The organism is Azospirillum sp. Marseille-Q6669, from assembly GCF_965111635.1.
The window spans coordinates 725,089-743,996 of sequence record NZ_CBCOOP010000001.1; the positions used below are offsets into that span (position 1 = coordinate 725,089).

The 18,908-nt window shown below is 66.7% G+C and carries 22 protein-coding genes; 10 read left to right on the forward strand and 12 right to left on the reverse strand.

What is annotated here, in order from left to right; all coding sequences use genetic code 11:
* Positions 1-34 precede the first annotated feature (34 nt).
* Together ACWPXE_RS02985 and ACWPXE_RS02990 are read right to left on the reverse strand one after the other, a co-directional pair.
* Positions 35-577, reverse strand: a complete 543-nt coding sequence (locus ACWPXE_RS02985) for a DUF2934 domain-containing protein (RefSeq protein ID WP_237906096.1) — start codon at positions 575-577, stop codon at positions 35-37.
* A 162-nt stretch (positions 578-739) separates the two neighbouring features.
* Positions 740-1,228 carry an acyloxyacyl hydrolase gene (locus ACWPXE_RS02990; protein WP_454016633.1) on the reverse strand — a complete coding sequence of 163 codons (489 nt, stop codon included), beginning with the start codon at positions 1,226-1,228 and terminating at the stop codon, positions 740-742.
* A 333-nt stretch (positions 1,229-1,561) separates the two neighbouring features.
* Between ACWPXE_RS02990 and ACWPXE_RS02995 the strand changes: the two genes are divergently transcribed.
* The 4 genes from ACWPXE_RS02995 (at position 1,562) to ACWPXE_RS03010 (ending at position 5,152) form a co-directional block, all read left to right on the forward strand.
* On the forward strand, positions 1,562-3,121 hold the full coding sequence (locus ACWPXE_RS02995; protein WP_454016634.1) for a bifunctional aminoglycoside phosphotransferase/ATP-binding protein: 1,560 nt from the start codon (positions 1,562-1,564) through the stop codon (positions 3,119-3,121).
* 138 nt (positions 3,122-3,259) lie between these two features.
* Entirely contained in the window at positions 3,260-4,126 is an 867-nt protein-coding gene (locus ACWPXE_RS03000) for a universal stress protein (RefSeq protein ID WP_014197159.1), read from the forward strand.
* Between the two features lie 154 nt (positions 4,127-4,280).
* Entirely contained in the window at positions 4,281-4,541 is a 261-nt protein-coding gene (locus tag ACWPXE_RS03005; protein ID WP_014197158.1) for a hypothetical protein, read from the forward strand.
* Between the two features lie 251 nt (positions 4,542-4,792).
* Complete coding sequence (locus ACWPXE_RS03010; protein WP_454016635.1) at positions 4,793-5,152, forward strand: hypothetical protein; 360 nt, start codon at positions 4,793-4,795, stop codon at positions 5,150-5,152.
* A 90-nt stretch (positions 5,153-5,242) separates the two neighbouring features.
* Here ACWPXE_RS03010 and ACWPXE_RS03015 read toward each other — a convergent pair whose 3' ends face one another.
* The 3 genes from ACWPXE_RS03015 to folK all read right to left on the reverse strand — a co-directional run bounded on the left by ACWPXE_RS03015 (position 5,243) and on the right by folK (position 6,665).
* A complete protein-coding gene (locus ACWPXE_RS03015; protein ID WP_014197156.1) occupies positions 5,243-5,401 on the reverse strand; it encodes a hypothetical protein in 159 nt (52 codons plus the stop codon).
* Positions 5,402-5,606: 205 nt separating this feature from the next.
* The gene (locus tag ACWPXE_RS03020; protein ID WP_237906101.1) at positions 5,607-6,014 is read right to left on the reverse strand and encodes a dihydroneopterin aldolase; all 408 of its coding nucleotides are present in this window, start codon (positions 6,012-6,014) and stop codon (positions 5,607-5,609) included.
* A gap of 144 nt (positions 6,015-6,158) precedes the next feature.
* Positions 6,159-6,665: a 2-amino-4-hydroxy-6-hydroxymethyldihydropteridine diphosphokinase gene (gene folK, locus ACWPXE_RS03025; RefSeq protein ID WP_454016636.1), complete on the reverse strand. Its 507-nt coding sequence runs from the start codon at positions 6,663-6,665 to the stop codon at positions 6,159-6,161.
* 235 nt (positions 6,666-6,900) lie between these two features.
* Between folK and ACWPXE_RS03030 the strand changes: the two genes are divergently transcribed.
* The 3 genes from ACWPXE_RS03030 to ACWPXE_RS03040 all read left to right on the forward strand — a co-directional run bounded on the left by ACWPXE_RS03030 (position 6,901) and on the right by ACWPXE_RS03040 (position 8,634).
* Complete coding sequence (locus ACWPXE_RS03030) at positions 6,901-7,362, forward strand: hypothetical protein (RefSeq protein ID WP_014197152.1); 462 nt, start codon at positions 6,901-6,903, stop codon at positions 7,360-7,362.
* A 101-nt stretch (positions 7,363-7,463) separates the two neighbouring features.
* Positions 7,464-8,177, forward strand: a complete 714-nt coding sequence (locus tag ACWPXE_RS03035; RefSeq protein WP_454016637.1) for an SRPBCC family protein — start codon at positions 7,464-7,466, stop codon at positions 8,175-8,177.
* A gap of 76 nt (positions 8,178-8,253) precedes the next feature.
* Entirely contained in the window at positions 8,254-8,634 is a 381-nt protein-coding gene (locus ACWPXE_RS03040) for a c-type cytochrome (RefSeq protein ID WP_237906104.1), read from the forward strand.
* An 81-nt stretch (positions 8,635-8,715) separates the two neighbouring features.
* Here ACWPXE_RS03040 and pepN read toward each other — a convergent pair whose 3' ends face one another.
* The gene (gene pepN / locus ACWPXE_RS03045; RefSeq protein WP_454016638.1) at positions 8,716-11,373 is read right to left on the reverse strand and encodes an aminopeptidase N; all 2,658 of its coding nucleotides are present in this window, start codon (positions 11,371-11,373) and stop codon (positions 8,716-8,718) included.
* A 241-nt stretch (positions 11,374-11,614) separates the two neighbouring features.
* On the opposite strand from pepN, the gene ACWPXE_RS03050 reads away from it, so the two are divergent.
* The 3 genes from ACWPXE_RS03050 to ACWPXE_RS03060 are packed head-to-tail and all read left to right on the forward strand — an operon-like array spanning position 11,615 to position 14,152.
* Positions 11,615-12,340, forward strand: coding sequence for a hypothetical protein (locus ACWPXE_RS03050; RefSeq protein WP_454016639.1), 726 nt, complete (start codon positions 11,615-11,617; stop codon positions 12,338-12,340).
* A 5-nt stretch (positions 12,341-12,345) separates the two neighbouring features.
* On the forward strand, positions 12,346-13,530 hold the full coding sequence (locus tag ACWPXE_RS03055; protein ID WP_454016640.1) for a M48 family metalloprotease: 1,185 nt from the start codon (positions 12,346-12,348) through the stop codon (positions 13,528-13,530).
* 4 nt (positions 13,531-13,534) lie between these two features.
* The gene (locus ACWPXE_RS03060) at positions 13,535-14,152 is read left to right on the forward strand and encodes a hypothetical protein (RefSeq protein WP_454016641.1); all 618 of its coding nucleotides are present in this window, start codon (positions 13,535-13,537) and stop codon (positions 14,150-14,152) included.
* A 71-nt stretch (positions 14,153-14,223) separates the two neighbouring features.
* Here ACWPXE_RS03060 and ACWPXE_RS03065 read toward each other — a convergent pair whose 3' ends face one another.
* Genes ACWPXE_RS03065 through sufC form a run of 6 tightly spaced genes read right to left on the reverse strand, consistent with a single transcriptional unit; the run spans position 14,224 to position 18,880 of the window.
* Complete coding sequence (locus ACWPXE_RS03065) at positions 14,224-14,580, reverse strand: HesB/IscA family protein (RefSeq protein WP_454016642.1); 357 nt, start codon at positions 14,578-14,580, stop codon at positions 14,224-14,226.
* A 17-nt stretch (positions 14,581-14,597) separates the two neighbouring features.
* Positions 14,598-15,005 carry an iron-sulfur cluster assembly protein gene (locus ACWPXE_RS03070; protein ID WP_149165072.1) on the reverse strand — a complete coding sequence of 136 codons (408 nt, stop codon included), beginning with the start codon at positions 15,003-15,005 and terminating at the stop codon, positions 14,598-14,600.
* 23 nt (positions 15,006-15,028) lie between these two features.
* Positions 15,029-15,496, reverse strand: coding sequence for a Fe-S cluster assembly sulfur transfer protein SufU (sufU, locus tag ACWPXE_RS03075; RefSeq protein ID WP_014197141.1), 468 nt, complete (start codon positions 15,494-15,496; stop codon positions 15,029-15,031).
* On the reverse strand, positions 15,493-16,755 hold the full coding sequence (locus tag ACWPXE_RS03080; RefSeq protein ID WP_454016643.1) for a cysteine desulfurase: 1,263 nt from the start codon (positions 16,753-16,755) through the stop codon (positions 15,493-15,495). The genes sufU and ACWPXE_RS03080 overlap by 4 nt, the downstream gene beginning before the upstream one ends.
* Positions 16,756-16,769: 14 nt before the next feature.
* Positions 16,770-18,125: a Fe-S cluster assembly protein SufD gene (sufD, locus tag ACWPXE_RS03085; RefSeq protein ID WP_454016644.1), complete on the reverse strand. Its 1,356-nt coding sequence runs from the start codon at positions 18,123-18,125 to the stop codon at positions 16,770-16,772.
* A 2-nt stretch (positions 18,126-18,127) separates the two neighbouring features.
* Entirely contained in the window at positions 18,128-18,880 is a 753-nt protein-coding gene (gene sufC / locus ACWPXE_RS03090) for a Fe-S cluster assembly ATPase SufC (protein ID WP_137116359.1), read from the reverse strand.
* Between the last annotated feature and the right edge of the window lie 28 nt (positions 18,881-18,908).

Consider the following 18,908-nt stretch of genomic DNA (forward strand, 5'->3'; position numbering starts at 1 on the left):
CGGCGCGACGCCGGTCCGATCGATGCGCGTGCCGTCAGCGGTTGCTCAGCAGCTCGGCGATTTCGCCCTCGGCCCGCAGCCAATGGTCCATCTCGCGCCCGTCCGGGCGGCCTTCGCGCTCCCAGATCTCATAGGCACGCTCCTGCACCATGCGGCTCTTCTGGCCGTGCAGCAGCCCCTCGGCGATGTGCATGTTGATCCGCGACAGCGACACCAGCTTGCGCGCCTCGATGGAGCCCTGTGTGGCTTCCATGGTGGTGACGGTGACGTACTGCGCGAGGTTGCGCAGGTTCGCCTTGACCTCGGAATCCAGGGTGTTCTCTTCGTTCTGGAGCACCGTCTTGATGGCGACCCAGAGGCGGAGATTGTGGTCGAGGGCGTGATTCGCCTTTTCCGGCGTGTCGGCTTCGACGAGAAGGCTGGCGGCGTGCAACAGCGCGACCGCGTCCTGCTCGATGGCCGCGAAATTGGTTTTCAGGACGATTTCCGCCCCGGTGTCGGTGGCGAGCGCTTCGGCGGCTTCGAGCGACGGAGCGGCGTCGGCGGTCTTTGCGGTGGCGGTCTTGCGCTTGGCCATGATCGAATCCCCGGCGTTGGTCCCCGAGGTCAATAGAACCAGCCGTCATTAACAAGTGGTTAAGGCGAGTATTGCCAAACCCTTTGCGCAGCCTCCGCGTCAGCAGAAAATCGAAGTGATTCGCGGATGGTCATGCTGCGCCGCAAAAGAACCGGCGGATTCTCAGCGTCCGGTGAAGGCTCCGAACGGCATGCGGTAATAGAGGCCGAACACGTTGTTGGTCGGCGTGGCGGAATCCGCGGTGGGACCGCTGGTGTCGATGCGGCTGTAGCCCAGGCTGAAACGGGCCTTGTTCTCGAACTGATAGCCGAGTTCGAGCTGGGACCGGAACTCGACCACGCTGCCCGAGGCCGCCGGATCGCGTGGCGTGACCGGCAGGGTTCCCGCGCCGACGCTGGGCGTGAAGACGAAGGAGGACCCCCCCAACGGAACGTCGATCAGGATGCCCCCCATTCCATGGAGGCTGCCGTCCGGCGTGCTGGGACCGAGCGACACCCAGGGACGCACTTCCGCGTAACCGTCGAGCTTGGGCAGGAGGGAGGAGCCGATGCGGATCTTGTTGTGCAGGTCGGACACCTTGGTGTCCGGCGTTTCACCGACACTGTAGGCGAGGCCGCCGATCTTCCAGTTGCCGATCCGGTCGTCGGGCATGGACAGGGTCTGCGCGCCTGCGGGAGCGGAGAGCGCAAGGCCCGCCACGGCAACCAACAGACAGAGGCACGAGGTCCCATGACGCACGGCGGCCTGCTCCCGATCGATCGTTGACCGTCCTACTCCGGCTGCTCCAGCCTACCGCGTCCGATCCCGGCGCGGTTGTGGCATTACGCGTTGCACCGCACCCCCGCGCAAGCGCGTAACGGTGCTACTCCCAGATGTCGTGCGCGCCGCCTCCCGCGTCAATGGTGGGAGGGCTGCCCTGTTTGTGAGGGCCTAGGCGGTTGGCGGGGCTCATCGGCTGGCACGGGAGCGTGCTAGACTGCCGTCATGCAGCACGCCGCTTCCGATCCGGCACAGGACCCGACGCCATCGGCGGCCGCCTTCCTCGCCGATCCGGCGAGTCATGGCGGGGCGGCGGTGGAACGCGTCGAAACCCACGCCGCCATCGTCTTCCTGGCCGGGGACCGGGCCTACAAGCTCAAGCGTGCGGTCCGCTACCCCTATCTCGACTATTCGACGGCCGAACGCCGCCGCGCGGCTTGCCTGGAGGAGTTGCGGCTGAACCGGCGAACCGCGCCATCCCTTTACCTTGGCCTGGAGTCGGTGGTGCGGCGGGCGGACGGCACGCTCGCCTTCGGCGGCGAGGACGCGGCGGGGGGGACGGCGCTGGACTGGCTGGTCGCGATGCGCCGCTTTCCGCAGGACGCCCTGCTGGACCGCGTGGCGGAGCGGGGCGGTCTCGACGACGGATTGATTCGCGGGCTGGCCGACGCCGTGACCGCTTTTCACGAGGCCGCCGAACCGCGCCCGGAGGGCGGCGGCGCCGTGGCGATGCGGGAGGTGGTGGACGGCAACATCGCAGAACTGCGCGCCAGCCCGTCGCTGTTTCCCCCGGATGGCGTCGAGACGCTGGCCCGCAGGTCCAGGGACGCGCTGGAGCGCCTGACCCCGCAGTTGGAGGAGCGGCGTCGGCGTGGCTTCGTCCGGCACTGCCATGGCGACCTGCATTTGCGGAACATCGTGCTGCTGGAGGGAAGGCCGGTCCTGTTCGACGGCATCGAGTTCGACGAGCGCTTGGCGGTCATCGACGTCGCCTACGATCTCGCCTTTCTGCTGATGGATCTGGAGCGGCGGGGGCTGCGCCCGCTCGGCAACGCCTTCCTCAACCGCAGCCTGGACGCGACGGAGGATTATGGCGGTTTGGCGCTGCTGCCCCTGTTCCTGTCGGCACGGGCGGCCATCCGCGCCAAGATCGCCGCCACCACGGCGGCGCTCCACCCCGGCGAAGATGCGGAGCGCAGCTCGGAAGGGGAGGCGTTGGCCTATCTGGAGCAGGCCGTCGCGGCGCTGGAGCCGCCGCCGCCGCGGCTGGTCGCCATCGGCGGCCTGTCCGGCAGCGGCAAAACCCGGCTGGCCCGCGCCCTTGCGCCGTCGCTGGGGGCGTCGCCGGGCGCGGTGGTCCTGCGCTCCGACGCGCTGCGCAAGCGTCTCTTCGGGGTCGGGGAGACGGAGCGGCTCCCCGCCGACGCCTACACGCCGGCAGTAACCGGGCGGGTCTATGCCGGGCTTCTGGAACGGGCGCGGGCCGTGCTCGCCGCTGGCCACGCCGTGGTGCTGGACGCCGTCCACGCCCGACCGGAGGAGCGTTCCGCTGCGGCCCGTCTTGCCGCCGAAACCGGCGTGCGATTCGACGGGATTTGGCTGGACGCGCCCTTGGACACGCGGGTCGCCCGCATCGCCGCCCGCCTTAGCGACGCCTCGGACGCGACGGCGGAAGTCGCCAAGCGGCAGGACGTCTATGATCTGGACCCGCTTGAGTGGCTGCGTACGAATGCTGGCAGGGATGCGGGGGAAACGCTTGCGGCCGTGCTGGAGCGACTGGTGTAATTCCAGGTGGAACGGGCGCCGCCGGTTCCCCATGGTCTAATATATGGGCGGCGCGGCGCTGGAAACGGTGCATCCAGCCGTCGTTCCGACAGGCACCGTCCAGAAGATGGGCCGGCGGAAACGGCCCGGGGGGAGATCATGTCACTCAAGACGATCCTTGTGCCGTTGGCCGGACTCGACGGCGACACGGTGGCTTTGAACGCCGCTCTGAAGATCGCGCGCGAATTCGACGCCCATGTCGATGCCCTGTTCGTGTCGCTGGACCCGCGCGACGCCGTGCCCATGCTGGGCGAGGGCATGTCCGGCGCGATGGTCGAGGAGATCATGCGCGCCGCCGAAGGGGAGTCGAAGACCCACCTCCACACCGCCCGCCGCACCTTCGACGATGTGATTCGCGCCGCGGACATCGAACTGCGCGACATCCCGACCGGCGTCGAGGCGCCGACCGCCCAGTGGCGGGAGGAAACGGGCCGCGTCGAGGAGGTGGTGCCGCGCGAGGGGCGGCTGGCCGACCTGCTGGTCTTCGCCCACACCACGCTGGACAGCAACACCCAGGCTTATGCCACGGTGGAAAGCGCCCTGCTGGGGGCGGCCCGTCCGCTGCTGCTGGCGCCAGCCACCCTGCCGGACGAGATCGGGCGCACGGTGGCGCTCGCCTGGAACGGCAGCCCCGAATCGGTGCGCGCCCTGACCGGGGCGATGCCCTTCCTGACCGGTGCCGACACCGTCCATGTGCTGACCGCCGAGACGTCCCACACCCAGGCTGCGGCAGGGCGTCGCATCGCCCAATATCTCGCTTGGCACGGCGTTAACGTTCAGGTAACCATATTGAAGCCGGGATCGGAACCCGTCGGCCAAGCCATCATCAACAAGGCCGCGGAACTTGGGTCCGACCTCCTCGTGATGGGGGGATACGGACACAGCCGGATGCGGGAAATGATCCTGGGTGGCGTGACCCGCTATGTGCTGAATCACGCCGGCCTGCCCGTGCTGATGGCCCACTGACGACGGGGCCTCTCTTTTAAAAGGCCGGGCTTCTCCGATCCGACGCGCGGCGCCGCAAGCAACGACGGGCGCCCTCCACGCCGATGGTTTTCAACCACAAGGGCCACCCGGACTCCGGTCCGGGCAAGGCCCGGCAATCGGGAAGGAACGCGCCATGTTGACGATCGACGATTGCATCGCGCTCAGCGATCTGACCGAAGAGGAAATCGACGCCATTGCGGAGCATGAGCATCTGCCGGAAATCCTGGCGGTGGAACTGGGCTGCTGTCTTGCCCACGACGCCGAAGGCATCCGCCGGATCGCCCGCATCATCCGCGAAGACATCGACCGGGCCCGCAGCCATGGGCAGACCGTCCACGCCCGCCAGTTGACGGTCGTTCTGGACGGCTTCGTGCACCAGCACCCGGCCCTGTAAGGCGACGCCACATCTCAAGAGGGCGGCAGGACGGGAGGACGTCAGGAAGGAAACGCCCCACCCGTACCGTGACGGTGCGGGTGGTCGTGGGGAGGCGCGGAACAACCGGCCCCCTGTTTGGTTGGCATTGGCGGGATCGCGTCGGGGGGACGGCGGGGAGTGCGCTTGGCGCGCTCCCCCAACCGTCGGGCTTCCGCGACGTGCGCCTTGTTCCATCGCCTGCAAAGGCCGCCTGCGAAGGACGAACGACCGTGCCCTTGAAGACAATCCGCCTTGAGCTGGCCCGCACCGCCGACCATCCGGAAGGCAGCGCGGAGCATGGCTATGAGTTCATCGCCCCACTGACCGCGGACGGCCATCTGGATCTCGAGGAATGGCGCAGCCAGAGGGCTTCCTGCACGGTCCGCCGCTTCTGGCGCGGGGAGGACGAGCAGACCGGCCACCTTATTCATCGGGGCAAGGGATGGCTGTTCGACTACGACGCCGAAGACAGCGACGACGACGAACCGATCTTCCGCTTCGACCGCCACACTCTGGTCGAGGGGGAGTACATCTCCATCACCGAGCATGATGGAGAGCAGCGCCCCTTCCGCGTCGTGTCTGTCCGCTGAAAATCAACCTGCTGAACACCAGCCCGCGGAATACCAGCTGTTTCCGGCGGCGGTCCGTCTGGTCCGGACCCGCCGCCGGACGCCGTCCGCTCAGGCGGCCAACCGGTCCTCGCGGTCGCGCAAATTGCGCCCGACCTGTTCGAGAAGCTGCCGCAGCGTCTCGGCGGTCATGCCGTCCCGATTCATCAGGGCGACGATGATGGGCTCGTCCAGGATTTCCGACAGGGTCGGAGCCGTCAAATGGTCCATGTTACCCTCCCTGTGCATTCCGGCCGGCCTTGAGGCGGCGTGGTTCTATTGTACTTAAGATACGGTATTTCGCAACAATGCTGCATCGCGAAATATTCTATCGCGGTTTGCGCAAGGGTAGAAAGCCGCTGAGTGTTCATGCCTGAACACCGAACCGATGCCTATATCGGTAAAAGGGTTACCGCATTGGTGGAGGTGAATGAGCTCAGTGTTCCGCGTCGCGGTTCCGCATGATCGTGACGCCGGCCCCGGCCGTGTCGGGTAGCAAGGACGGCAGTTCCACGTCGACGCGCACATGGCGGACCTTCGGCTGGGCCATGCACAGTGCGGCGGTGCGGTCGGCCAGATAGTCGGGCCCGGGCACCATGTCCTCGGCGCACAGACGGCGCAGGTCCTCCACAATGTCCTCGTAGGACATGACCGCGGTTATGTCGTCGGGAAAGTCGAGACCGGGATGACTGACCTTCAACTCCAGACTGATGTGAACGGTGTGGCGTCCGGAGCGCCCGGCGAGCGACACGGTGGCGGTGAAATCGCGCAGCAGGATGGTGTAGGTCGCCCCTGCGCCGGGAGAGCCGGAGCCGGTGTGTCGGGAAACGGAATCGTTGGCCAAAAAAGACATCTCCTGGCGGGCGGCGGCCCTGGTCGATGCCCCGTCCGGGGCGGCCGCCTCGTCGCTGCGCCACGCCCACTATAGCGCAGGCGCCCGCCCATTCGGCAAGGTCAGACCGTCAACAAGGTCAGACCGTCAAAAAGGTCAGACTGCCACCGGAAGCTCCGTGCCGGTGCGGACCACCGTGTCGCGCCCCGGTACGGCGGCCAGAAGATCATTGAAGCTGCGTGCGATGGCCGGGTGTTGAAGGTCGCCCGCAATGTCGGCCAGCGGGGCCAGGACGAAGGCGCGCTCGGCGATGCGGGGATGGGGAATCTCCAGTTCCGGCGCGTACATCACCAACTCGCCATAGAGCAGAATGTCGATGTCGATGGGGCGCGGCCCGAAGCGAAGGCCGCCTTTCAGGTCGCGGCCCATCTCCGCCTCGATGTCCTTGACGTGGCGGAGAAGTTCCCACGGGCCGAGCGCCGTCTGCGTGCGCAGCACCATATTCAGGAAGGACGGCTGGTCGGTCACGTACATGGGGGCGGTTTCATAGACGGGCGAGGCCAGTGTGACCTGGAGCTGCGGAGAGAGCCGGCGTTGCGCGGTCGCCAGATTGGCGGCGCGGTCGCCCAGATTGCTGCCGAGCGCAAGGAAGACCGTGGTCATCGCAGAACCGTCGCTAGTCGAAACCAAACCCTCGTCAGTCATACCATGATCCTCCGTTCCATCAACCGTCAAAGCGTCGGACGGCACCGCTGTCACATCCAGAACCGACCTTTCGTCTGGTGAAAAGGGCCGGCGTGGAGCACGCTCCGGTTTAGGTAGCCGGCTTTCTCCGGGAACCGCAAGCAGCGGGCGGGGTTGTGCCAGTCGTGCGATGCTGCATCGGAGGGGAACGGTCATGGCGGTTCGGCATGTCGGGACGGCAACGCTTCTGGGATTGGCCGGGGCGCTCCTGGCCTCCTGCGCCACGGGGCCGGACCCGCAGATCGCCCGGCGCGCCCAGACCGAACTGGTCGGCATGCCGAAGGAACGGCTGCTCGCCTGCGCCGGGGTTCCGGCGCGGCAGGCCCAGGCCGGTGGGCGGGAATACTACACCTACGTCTCCGACCCCGGAGTGGCGATCAGCCCGCTCGGCGGCAGCAGCATCGGCGTCGGAGGCTTCGGAGGCGGCGGTTCCAGCGGTGTCGGCGTCGGGCTGGGATTCGGGCTCCCGATCGGTTCTTCCTCTCCCGGCATGTGCGAGGCCACTTTCGTCCTGGGGCCGGACGGGGTCGTGGAGCAGGTGTCCTACCCGGGCAACGCCTCGCTGTCCGCCTGCACGCCGATCGTCCAGAATTGCGTGCCGCCCGCCCCGCGCTGAGACGTCCCTTCCTGGCTGAAAGGGGGACTGTCGCCGGTTACGGCCTTGCCGTATCGTCCGGCTATGGCTTGGCTGTAAAAAAAGCAGGGGAGGACCACGTCATGGACATGAGCGGCAGCCAGCGCATCGCGGCCCCGCGCGCCAAGGTTTGGGCGGCGCTGAACGATCCGGACATCCTGCGCCAATGCATTCCCGGCTGCGAGGAGGTGCAGAAGACGTCCGACACGGAATTCACCGCGAAAGTGGTCGCCAAGGTGGGGCCGGTCAGCGCCAAGTTCTCCGGCAAGGTGACGCTGTCGGATCTCGACCCGCCCAACGGCTACACCATCACCGGCGAAGGCTCGGGCGGGGCCGCCGGTTTCGGCAAGGGCGGCGCCAAGGTTTCCTTGGAACCGGATGGCGAGGCGGCGACGGTTCTGTCCTACGCGGCTCACGCCACGGTCGGCGGCAAGCTCGCGCAGATCGGTTCACGTCTGGTGGACGCCACGGCGCGCAAGATGGCGGATGATTTCTTCAACCGCTTCACAGCTGTGGTCGGCGGACCGCAGCCCGAACCGGTCGCCGATCCGGTCGCTCAGACGGTCGCGCAGCCCGCGGCGACGAGTGCGGCCGCCCCACGACCGATAACGCCAGCCGTGGCCGCCCCGCCCCGGAAATCCCCATTCCCCTTCCCGCCGCCCGGGGCGTGGCGGCTTTTATGTGCCTTGGGCGGCGCTGGTCGTGGTGGCCGTTCTTGTCCTTCTTCTGGCATGGATGAAATAACCCGTATTTGGTGTTTGTGCTGTGGGCGCGACACGTTGGGGGGTTGGCCTTAACCACAGAATGTGTATGCTGCGCCCGAACCTGCCGGCACCAGAACGCCGGCCTCATCCGGAAGGGGGAATCTGACCAATGAACAAGCATATCCTGGGCGCCGCCCTGATCGCCGGCATTGCCATGGGCGCGGGCGCCGCGCAGGCCGCTGACGCCGCCGCCGGTAAGGACGTCTTCAAGCAGTGCATGGCCTGCCACACGGCCGAGCAGGGCAAGAACAAGGTCGGCCCGTCGCTGTTCGGCGTCGTTGGCCGCCCGGCCGCCGCCATCGACGGCTTCAAGTACTCCAAGCCGATGCAGGAGAAGGCCGCCGGCGGTCTGACCTGGACCCCGGACAACCTGAAGGCCTACATCACCGCCCCGAAGGAAGTCGTTCCGGGTGGCACGATGGCCTTCGCCGGCATCAAGGACGCCGGCAAGGTGGACGACCTAGTCGCCTTCCTGGCCGAGCAGAAGTAAAAACGCCCGCGTTTCGGCGCGGGGGTACGGACGGGCCGGAGGGGAAACCCTCCGGCCCTTTCCTTTTTAGGCCTCTTCCGATCAGCCGGCCGCCTCCAGGCTCTTGCTCGCCACCTCGAAGACGTCGGGCGACAGGCTCGGCGTGGCGACGATGCGCTCCAACTCGGCTTTCATCAGGGCGCGGCGCGGCGCATCGTAGCGGCGCAGGCGCGAGAAGGGACCGACCATGCGCGCCGCCACCTGCGGGTTCATCGGGTCGAGCCGCAGGACCTGATCGGCCAGGAAGCGGTAGCCCGCCCCGCTGGTGTCATGGAAGCGCACTGGGTTGCCGCCCGCGAAGCCGCCGATCAGGGCGTAGACCTTGTTCGGGTTGCGGATCTCGAAGGCAGGATGGGCGAGCAGTTCCGTCACCCGCTCCAGGGCATCGGGCCGGTGCGAGGTCGCCTGCACACCGAACCACTTGTCGACCACCAGCGCCTCCCCCTTCCAGCGCTCGTAGAAAGCGGCGATGGCCTCGTCCCGCTCCGGCGCGTTGGAATTGCTGAGGAACTGCAGCGCCGCCATCACGTCGGTCATCGCCTGGGCGCCGCGATACTGGCCGAGGCAGAGGCCCAGCGCCTCCTCATCCTCCAGCGCCATCAGGTAGGCGAGGCACAGATTCTTCAGCGCGCGCCGCCCGATCGCCGCCGCGTCCACCGAGAAGGGCTCGTTGCCCGCGTTGCGGCGGTGCGTGTCGAGCCAGCCCGGTCGCAGCGCTTCGGCCAGCCGGCGGCGGGCGAACTCGCGCACGGCGTGGATGGCGTCGGGGTCGATCACCTCCATCTGGGTGCCGAGGTAGCTCTCGGTCGGCAGCACCAGGGCCTGAGCGGCGAAGGCCGGGTCCCGGTCGGCGTCCTTCAGGACGGCGCCCACCGCGTCGATGAAGCTCTGCGGCAGCGCCAGCTCCCGCCCGGCCTGACGGTCGGCGACGAGGGAGAGCAGCAGCCGGGTCGCCAGCGTCTGCCCGGCCTCCCAGCGGTTGAAGGCGTCGCTGTCGTTGGCCATCAGGAAGGTCAGGTCGCCGTCCGTCAGGTCGGCCCGCAGCTTCACCGGGGCGGAGAAGCCGCGCAGCAGCGACGGCACCGGGCGGGCTGGCACGTCGACGAACGTGAAAGTCTGCTCGGCCTCGGTGATGTGCAGGGTGCGGCTGGTGCCGGCGGCCTCGGCCTCGCCGGTCAGGCGCAGCGGCAGGTCCGCCCCGTCCGGACCGAGCAACCCCATGACCAGCGGGATGTGCATCGGCTCCTTCACCGGCTGGCCGGGGGTGGGCGGCACGGTCTGCTTGACGGTCAGCCGGTAGGTCTTCGATGCGCCGTCATAGGCGCCGGCGACGTCCAGCTCCGGCGTGCCGGCCTGCCGGTACCAGCGCTTGAACTGGGTCAGGTCCACGCCGGTTGCGTCGGACATCGCCGCCGCGAAATCGTCGCAGGTGACCGCCTGCCCGTCATGGCGCTGGAAATACAGGTCCATGCCCTTGCGGAAGCCCTGCGGCCCCAGCAGCGTGTGGTACATGCGGATGACTTCCGACCCCTTGTCGTAGACGGTGGGGGTGTAGAAGTTGTTGATCTCCACATAGCTGTCCGGGCGCACAGGGTGCGCCATGGCGCCGGAATCCTCCGGGAACTGCACGGTGCGCAGGCGCTGCACGTCGGCGATGCGCTTGACCGCCCGCGAATTCATGTCGCTGGAGAACTCCTGGTCGCGGAAAACGGTCAGCCCTTCCTTCAGCGAGAGTTGGAACCAGTCGCGGCAGGTGACGCGGTTGCCGGTCCAGTTGTGGAAATACTCGTGCGCCACCACGGCCTCAATGCCCAGGAAATCCTGATCGGTGGCGGTTTCCGGCTTCGCCAGGATGTATTTGGTGTTGAAGACGTTGAGCGACTTGTTCTCCATCGCCCCCATGTTGAAGTCGCCGACCGCGACGATGTTGAAGATGTCGAGGTCGTACTCCAGACCGAACACTTCCTCGTCCCAGCGCATCGACTTGATGAGCGAGCGCATGGCGTGCTCGACCTTGTCCTCGTTCCCCGGCTCGACATAGATGCGCAGGGTGACGTCGCGGCCGGACGCGGTGCGGAAGCGGTCCTCCTGATGCACCAGCGTGCCGGCGACCAGGGCGAACAGGTAGCAGGGCTTGGGGTAGGGGTCCTCCCACACCGCGCGGTGGCGCCCATCGGGCAGGTCGCCGGATTCCATGAGATTGCCGTTGGACAGCAGCACCGGGTAGCGCGCCTTGTCCGCGGTGATCGTGGTGGTGTAGCGGGCCATCACGTCGGGCCGGTCGGCGAAATAGGTAATCTTGCGGAAGCCCTCCGCCTCGCACTGGCTGCAGAAGTTGCCGGAGGATTTGTAGAGCCCTTCCAGCGCCGTGTTCTCCTGTGGCTTGATGCGGACGACGGTTTCCAGCGTGAAGGTTTCCGGCACGCTGTGGACGGTCAGATGGTCCGGCGTGACGGTGTAGTCGGCATCGCCCAGCGGCTGTCCATTCAGTGCCACGGACACCAGTTCCAGCCGCTGCCCGTCCAGCGTCAGCGGCAGCGCCGACGCATCGTCGCGCGCCGGGTTGCGCCGCAGCCCGAGCTGCGCGCGGACCGTAGTCACCTCCTCGCCGAGGTCGAAGAACAGATCGACCGTGTCGATCAGGTGCGCGGGCGGGCGGTAGTCCTGCAGGCGGATGGCCTTGGGCGTGCCTTTGTCCATGGGGCTTTTCTCTAACCTTGTTTTGGCCGTGTCGGCGTCGCGGGGACGGACTCTAGCATGGAGAGTGGGGACGCGGGACGCTGTTGGACAGGGGCAAGGCGCATCCATCGTGCCCTGCCCATCCCGACATGCAGGCAGTGACTGCAGGTGGCGGTATCTGTTGATTTTGCCCTTAATGATACATAGAACTGAAAGGGTTATCCCGAACGGTTTGATTATCCCAGTATGATGGAGCTTTGGCGTGTACGGTCGATCGTTTCCCGCGCTTTCCGTGTTCGGTAGAGTTCTCGCTGTTCTTCTGTCGGTGGTTCTGCTGTCCGCCTGCCAATCCAGCGTAAAGCATGTCGAGACGATCAAGCGCCCAGGCAACAGCACTCGGATTGTGCTGATGCCTCTGGATGTTGAGCTCAGCGAGCTGTCGGCCGCCGGAATGAAAGAACCGAAAGCTGAATGGACCGAGGCGGCGCGCCGTCATCTGGCCGTGGCTTTCGATGAGCAACAGGCCGATTTGGGGCTGAGCATCGCCGCTTTCGACGACAGCAAGGCCAATCCTGAGGTCGTGGACACTCTGCATCAGTTGCAACGGCTGCATGAGAAGGTCGGCACGTCGGCCATGATCCACCACTTTTTCGACATCAAGAAACTGCCGACCAAGCGCGGCAAGTTCGACTGGACCCTGGGAACCACCGCGAGGACTCTGAAAGAGGCAACCGGTGCCGATTATGCGCTGTTCGTCTGGGTGCGCGACAGTTACGCGAGCGGCGGACGGGTCGCCTTGATGGTCGCGGCGGCGGTGCTGGGCGTCGGTGTGCAGGGGGGCACACAGGTCGGCTTCGCGTCGCTGGTGGATCTCGAAACCGGGGACATCGTCTGGTTCAACCGGCTGATGCGGGGCGCCGGCGACCTGCGCACGGTGGAACCGGCGCGCGAAACCGCCAAGGTGCTGCTGGCGGACTTCCCGAAGTGACCGCCATGCATCGCCAGACAATGCACCGCCGGAGCTTTCTTGCGGGCTGTGGCTGCTGCTCGGCCTTGGCGCTGACCGGCTGCACGACCACCGGGACGGGGGAGAGCAACGCCACACCCGGTTACCGGCCGTCCGCGGCGACGGACGAGGGCGGGCTCTGGCAGGTGATGGACCGGACGGAGAGCGAGCTGAAGCGGTCCCGCGCTCTGGTGCGCGACGAGGCCGTGAACGCCTATCTGCGCGACATCGTGTGCCGCATGACCGCGGACCATTGCGCCGACATCCGGGTCTATGTCGTGCGCACGCCGGTGTTCAACGCATCGATGGCGCCGAACGGGATGATGCAGGTCTATTCCGGCCTTCTTCTGCGCACCCGCAACGAGGCGCAGCTGGCCGCCATTCTGGGTCACGAAATCGGGCATTACCTGCGGAAGCATTCGTTGCAGAAATGGCGCGACGCGCGGGCCAAGGCGGATTTCGGGGCATTCCTGAGCCTCGGTCTGGCCCTGGCCGGCATCCCCGCGGTGGGAAGCCTGACCCAGATGGCTTTGCTCGCCAGCATATTCTCCTACTCCCGCGACCAGGAGCGGGAGGCCGACGACATCGGCATCCAGCTCATGGCGAAGGCCGGTTACGCGCCGGGAGAAGCCGCCCGCGTCTGGGAACAGCTGGTCGCCGAGAAGAAGGCGATGGCGGAGGAGGCCGAGCGCAACGTCTTCTTCGCGTCGCATCCGGAGCCGGAGGAGCGGCAGGCGATCCTGAAGGCGAAGGCGTCCGGCTTGGCTCAGCCGGGGCAGACCGAGGGGGCCGAACCTTACCGCAAAACCTTGCGGGGCCTGCGCCGGACGTTGTTCGAGGATGAATTGCGGATGCGTCAGTTTGCGCGGACGCTGGTTCTGCTCGATCAGCTCTGTTCCGACATTCCGCCCGATGCGGACATCATGCATTTCTACGGCGAGGTCCACCGTCTCCGCGCCGAGAACGGGGACTTGGGCCGTGCGCGGGGCTGGTACGAACGGTCTCTTGCCGCCCCGGACGCCCCGCCCGAAGCCTGGCGCGGTTTCGGCCTCGTCCTGCGCCAGCAGGGGGAACGGGGACCGTCGGCGGAAGCCTTCCAGCGTTACTTGTCGCTCGCACCGAGGGCGACGGACCGCGACCTCATTCAAAGCTACATCGCCCTGGAGAGTTGATCCTATGCCGCAGTTTGCAATCCGCACCCTGGCCCACACCATGGCCGTGCTGTGCGCCTTGGTGGCGCTGTCCGGCTGCGTGCACTACGCGCTTGTCCCATCGACGGAAAAGGTGACCGTCCGCAGCGGCATGACCGTCGAACCGGGCATCGAGTGGAACCGGATCACGGCCTTGGGATCGGCGGATACGGGAAACCTGGATTTCTGGACGGTCGATGGCGAACAGTTGGACCTGCTGATCCTCGCCGCAGGGATCGAGGATGGAAAGCCCCTGTTCAACATCACCGGAAGCAATGAAAAGCCGCCGGCCTACCGGGCGGGGATGCCGACCGAAGACCTGAGCAGCCTGTTCGAATCGGCCTTCACCAAGACCTTCAAGGCGAAGGTCTTCACAGTCCGCTCGCTGAAGCCGCAGACGGTCGCCGGAGGTGAGGGGATTCGCCTCGATTTCTCCTTCTCAGGAGAGGATGAGCTGGATCGTGATGGTGTGGCGGTCTTGGTTCAGAAGAACGGCAGGCTGTACATGGTCGCCCATCAAGGGGCACGGTTGCACTACCGTCCGAAATACGCTCCGGAGGTGGACCGCATCATCGCGTCGATGCGCATCATCGACAAAGCCTAACCGACGCATCCCGTTCCGGATGCCCAGCGTTCAACGCCTCTCCCGTCGGAAACGGGAGAGGCGGGTGCCCGTCAAACGTGGAAGCTCTCGCCGCAGCCGCAGCGGCCCTTCTCGTTCGGGTTCTTGAAGACGAAGCCGGTCTGGAACTTGTCGTCGACGTAGTCCATCTCGCTGCCGATCAGGAACATGACGGCGGCGGGGTCGATCAGGACGGTGACCCCCTTGTCCTCCACCACCTCGTCGAACTTCATCTTTTCCTTGGCGTACTGCACGTCATAGCTGAGGCCGGAGCAGCCCTTGGCCTTCACGCCGATGCGCAGGCCGATGTAATCGTCGGTCGCCTTCGCCATCAACAGCCGCACACGCTCGGCGGCGGCGTCGGTGATGGAAAGGGCCTTGGGAAGAGAAGCCGTAGAAGCCGTAGCCATGGGGGATCTTCGCCTCCTTAGAACATATCCAGTTGGACCCGCGCGACCTCGGACATCATGTCCTGGCGCCAGGGTGGTTCCCAAACCAGCTCAACCTTGCATGTGGTGACGTCCTCGACGGACGCAACCGCCTGCTGCACCTGCATCGGCAGTTCGCCGGCCACCGGGCACATGGGGCTGGTCAGGGTCATGTCGATCTCGACCTCGTTGTTCGGGCCGATGTCGACGCGGTAGATCAACCCCAGCTCCCAGATGTCCACGGGGATTTCCGGGTCGTAGCAGCTCTTCAGCGCCGAGATCACCGCCTCGCTCAGCGCGGCGCGCGGGTCGTAGGCGGCCTTGGCCGCAGCCATGTCCGCTTCGGTCTGGTTCATCGGCTTGGCCTCCGCGGCGTCGGCTTCCTTGGAGATCGCGTCATCGGGCATCGCGTTTCACCGTTTCCTGCAACTTACTCGCTGCTCGCCTTGTCCTCGCCTTCGATGGCCGCGTTCATCGCGTGCCAGGCGAGGGTGGCGCATTTCACGCGCACCGGGAACTGACGGACGCCGGACAGCACCATCAGCCGTTCCATGGCGTCCTCGTCCACCGGACCGTGGTCGCCGTGGTCGTGGTCGTCCTTGGTGCACAGGTCGTGGAAGGTCTCGAACAGGGCCTTGGCTTCCGCCTCGGTCTTGCCCTTGACCACCTCGGTCATCATGGACGCGCTGGCGGTGGAGATGGCGCAGCCGCGGCCCTGGAAGGCCACATCCTCCACCACCCCATCCTTCAGCTTCAGGTAGACCATGAAGCGATCACCGCACATGGGGTTCTCGCCCTTGGCCTCCCGGTTGGCATCGTCGGGATGCCGGAAATTCCTGGGGTTCTTGCCGTGGTCCAGAATCACTTCCTGGTACAGCTCGCGCAGTTCGTCCATCATGCTCCGAAGAACTCCTTCACCGCGATCACCGATTCGACCAGAGCGTCGGCTTCCGCCCGCGTGTTGTAAAGGGCGAAGCTGGCCCGCGCCGTGGCGCCGACGCCGAAACGCTCCATCAACGGCTCCGCGCAGTGGCGGCCGACCCGCACGGCGACGCCGTACTGGTCCACGATGGTGCCGAGGTCGTGCGGGTGCACGCCCTCCAGCGTGAAGGAGATGATCGGGCCCTTGCCCGGCGCGGTGCCGTAGACGCGCAGGCCGTCGACCTGGGAAAGCTGCTGCGTGGCGTACTGGAGCAGGTCGTGCTCATGCGCCGCGATGGCCTCGCGGCCCAGCTTTTCCATGTAGTCCAGCGCCACACCCAGCCCGATGACCTCGGTGATCGCCGGGGTGCCGGCCTCGAAGCGGGCCGGCGGGGCCTTGAAGGTGGTGCCTTCGAAGCTGACGCTCTCGATCATGTCGCCGCCGCCCTGGTAGGGGGGCATCTTCTTCAGCAGGTCGTACTTGCCGTACAGCACGCCGGTCCCGGTCGGGCCGTAGAGCTTGTGGCCGGTCATGATGTAGAAGTCGGCATCGATGTCCTGGACATCCACCACGCCGTGCACGGCGGCCTGGCTGCCGTCGAACAGCACCGGCACGCCGCGCTCATGCGCCATGCGGGCAATGATCTTGGCCGGCGTCACCGTGCCCAGCACGTTGGAGCAGTGGGTCATCGCCACCAGCTTCGTGCGGTCGGACAGCAGGTCCTCGTAGGCGTTCAGGTCCAGCACGCCGTGCTCGTCCACCGGGACGACGCGGATGCGGATGCCCTTGTCCATCTGGAGGAGCTGCCACGGCACGATGTTGGCGTGGTGCTCCATGACCGAGACGATGATCTCGTCGCCTTCCGACAGGAAGGTCCGGCCATAGCTGTGGGCGACGAGGTTGACGGCCTCGGTCGCGCTGCGGGTGAAGACGATGTTGCGCTCCGACGGGGCGTTCAGGAAGCGGGCAACCTTGCGGCGGGCCTCCTCGAACTGGTCGGTCGCGGTCTGCGACAGGAAATGGACGCCCCGGTGGATGTTGGAATAATCCTCCTCCAGGAAACGGGTCATGGCATCGATGACCTGCCGCGGCTTCTGCGCGGAGGCGGCGCTGTCCAGATAGACGAGCGGCTTGCCGGGCTTGCCCTTCCGCTCGTGCACGGTGCGCGACAGGATGGGGAAGTCGGCGCGGACGCGCTCCACGTCGAAAGTGGGGAGGGTGATCTGGGTGTCCATATCCGGGTCCCTCCTCAGCGCGCGTTCTGCCAGTCGGCGACGTAGCTTTGGAAGGCGTCGCGGACGCTCTCCTCGGCGATCTCCTCCAGCGCTTCGGACAGGAAGGCGCCGATCAGCAGGCCGCGGGCGGCCGCCTTGTCGATGCCGCGGGCGCGCAGGTAGAAGAGCTGGTCGTCGTCCAGTTCGCCCACCGTGGCGCCGTGGCTGCACTTCACGTCGTCGGCGTAGATCTCCAGCTCCGGCTTGGCGTCGATCTCGGCGGTGTCGGAGAGCAGGAGCGCGCGGTTCTGCTGGTAGCCGTCGGTCTTCTGGGCGTTGGGGCGCACGATGATCTTGCCCTGGAAGACGGCGCGGGCCTGGTCGTCGATCACGCCCTTGTAGACCTCGCGGCTGGTGCAGCAGGGCTTGGCGTGGTCGATGAAGGTCGTGGTGTCGACATGCTGGCCGCCGCGCACCATGTAGGCGCCGCTGACATGCGTGTCGCCTTCCTCGCCATCCAGGACGCTGTTCACCTCGTTGCGCGACAGCTTGGCGCCGATGGTCAGGATGAAGTTGTCGTAGACGCCCTTGCCCGCCACCTTCGCCGCGGTGTGCGACAGGTGGAAGGACTCCGTATGCTCGCGCTGGACCTTGTAGTGGTGGACCGACGCACCCGCGCCGACGAAGACCTCGGTCACGCCGTTCGACAGGGTGGTGCAGGAACCCAGGCCCACGTGATGCTCGACGATCACGGCGCGGGACTCCGCCTCCGCGACGATCAGGCCGCGCGGGTGGAAGGCGGTCGGCTGCGCCTCGGAACCGACCGACACGAAGACCAGCTCGATGGTCTCCTCCACCGTGACGCCGCGCGGCACATGCAGGACCGGGCCGTCCGCCAGGAAGGCGGTGTTCAGCGCGACCAGCGGCTGATCGTCGGGGGCGGCGATGCGGCCCAGATGCTCGGCGACCAGATCCGGCTTGCGAGTCAGGGCGTCGGCGAGGTTCAGCAGCTCGACCCCCGCCGGCAGACCAGCGGTCGAGGACAGCTCCGCCCGGAAGCGCCCGTCCACGAAGACCAGCCGCGGGCCGGTTGCGCCGTCCGTGCGCACGGTCGGCAGCACGTCGAAGCGGGCAGCCTCGCTGGTCACGGCCGCCGGCTGGAAGGCCAGCTTGTCGAGCGCGCGCAGGTTGGTGTAGCGCCAGGACTCGTTCTTGACGGTCGGCAGGCCGAGCGCGGCGAAGCGGTCATGGCCCTGGCTGCGCAGGTCGTTCAGCCAGGACAGGCCGGCGCCGGGCAGGCCGTCCTTGACCCGATCGAGCTGTTCCAGGAAGGGCTTGGCCGCCGCCGGGTCGTAGCCCCGCGGCGCCTTCGTGAGGGTTGTCGTCGCCATGGTCAGGCCGCCTCGTTCACGCCGAACTCGGCGTAGCCGTTCTTCTCCAGCTCCAGCGCCAGCTCCTTGCCGCCGGAGCGCTGGATCTTGCCGAAGGCCAGCACATGCACATGGTCCGGCACGATGTAGTCGAGCAGGCGCTGGTAGTGGGTGATGACCAGCATCGACCGCTCCGGCGAGCGGAGCGCGTTCACGCCCTCGGCCACGATCTTCAGCGCGTCGATGTCCAGGCCGCTGTCCGTCTCGTCGAGGATGGCGAACTTCGGCTGGAGGACGGCCATCTGGAGCGTCTCGTTGCGCTTCTTCTCGCCGCCCGAGAAGCCGACGTTGACCGCGCGCTTCAGCATCTCGTCGGTCATGCTCAGCGCCTTGGTCTTCTCGCGCACCAGCTTCAGGAACTGCATGGCGTCCAGCTCCGGCTCGCCGCGCTGCTTGCGGATGGCGTTCAGGGCGGACTTCAGGAAGGTGGTGTTGGCGACGCCGGGGATTTCGACCGGGTACTGGAAGGCCAGGAACAGGCCGGCGGCGGCGCGCTCCTCCGGCTCCATCTCCAGAAGGTCCTTGCCGAAGAAGCTCACCGAGCCCTCGGTGATCTCATAGCCGTCGCGGCCGGCCAGCACGTAGCTGAGCGTGCTCTTGCCCGAGCCGTTCGGCCCCATGATGGCGTGCACCTCGCCTGGGTTGATCGTCAGGTCGATGCCCTTGAGGATTTCCTTGCCGTCCACCGTGGCGTGCAGGTTCTTGATCTCGATCATCGTTTCTTCTTCCTTCGCGATGCGGTGG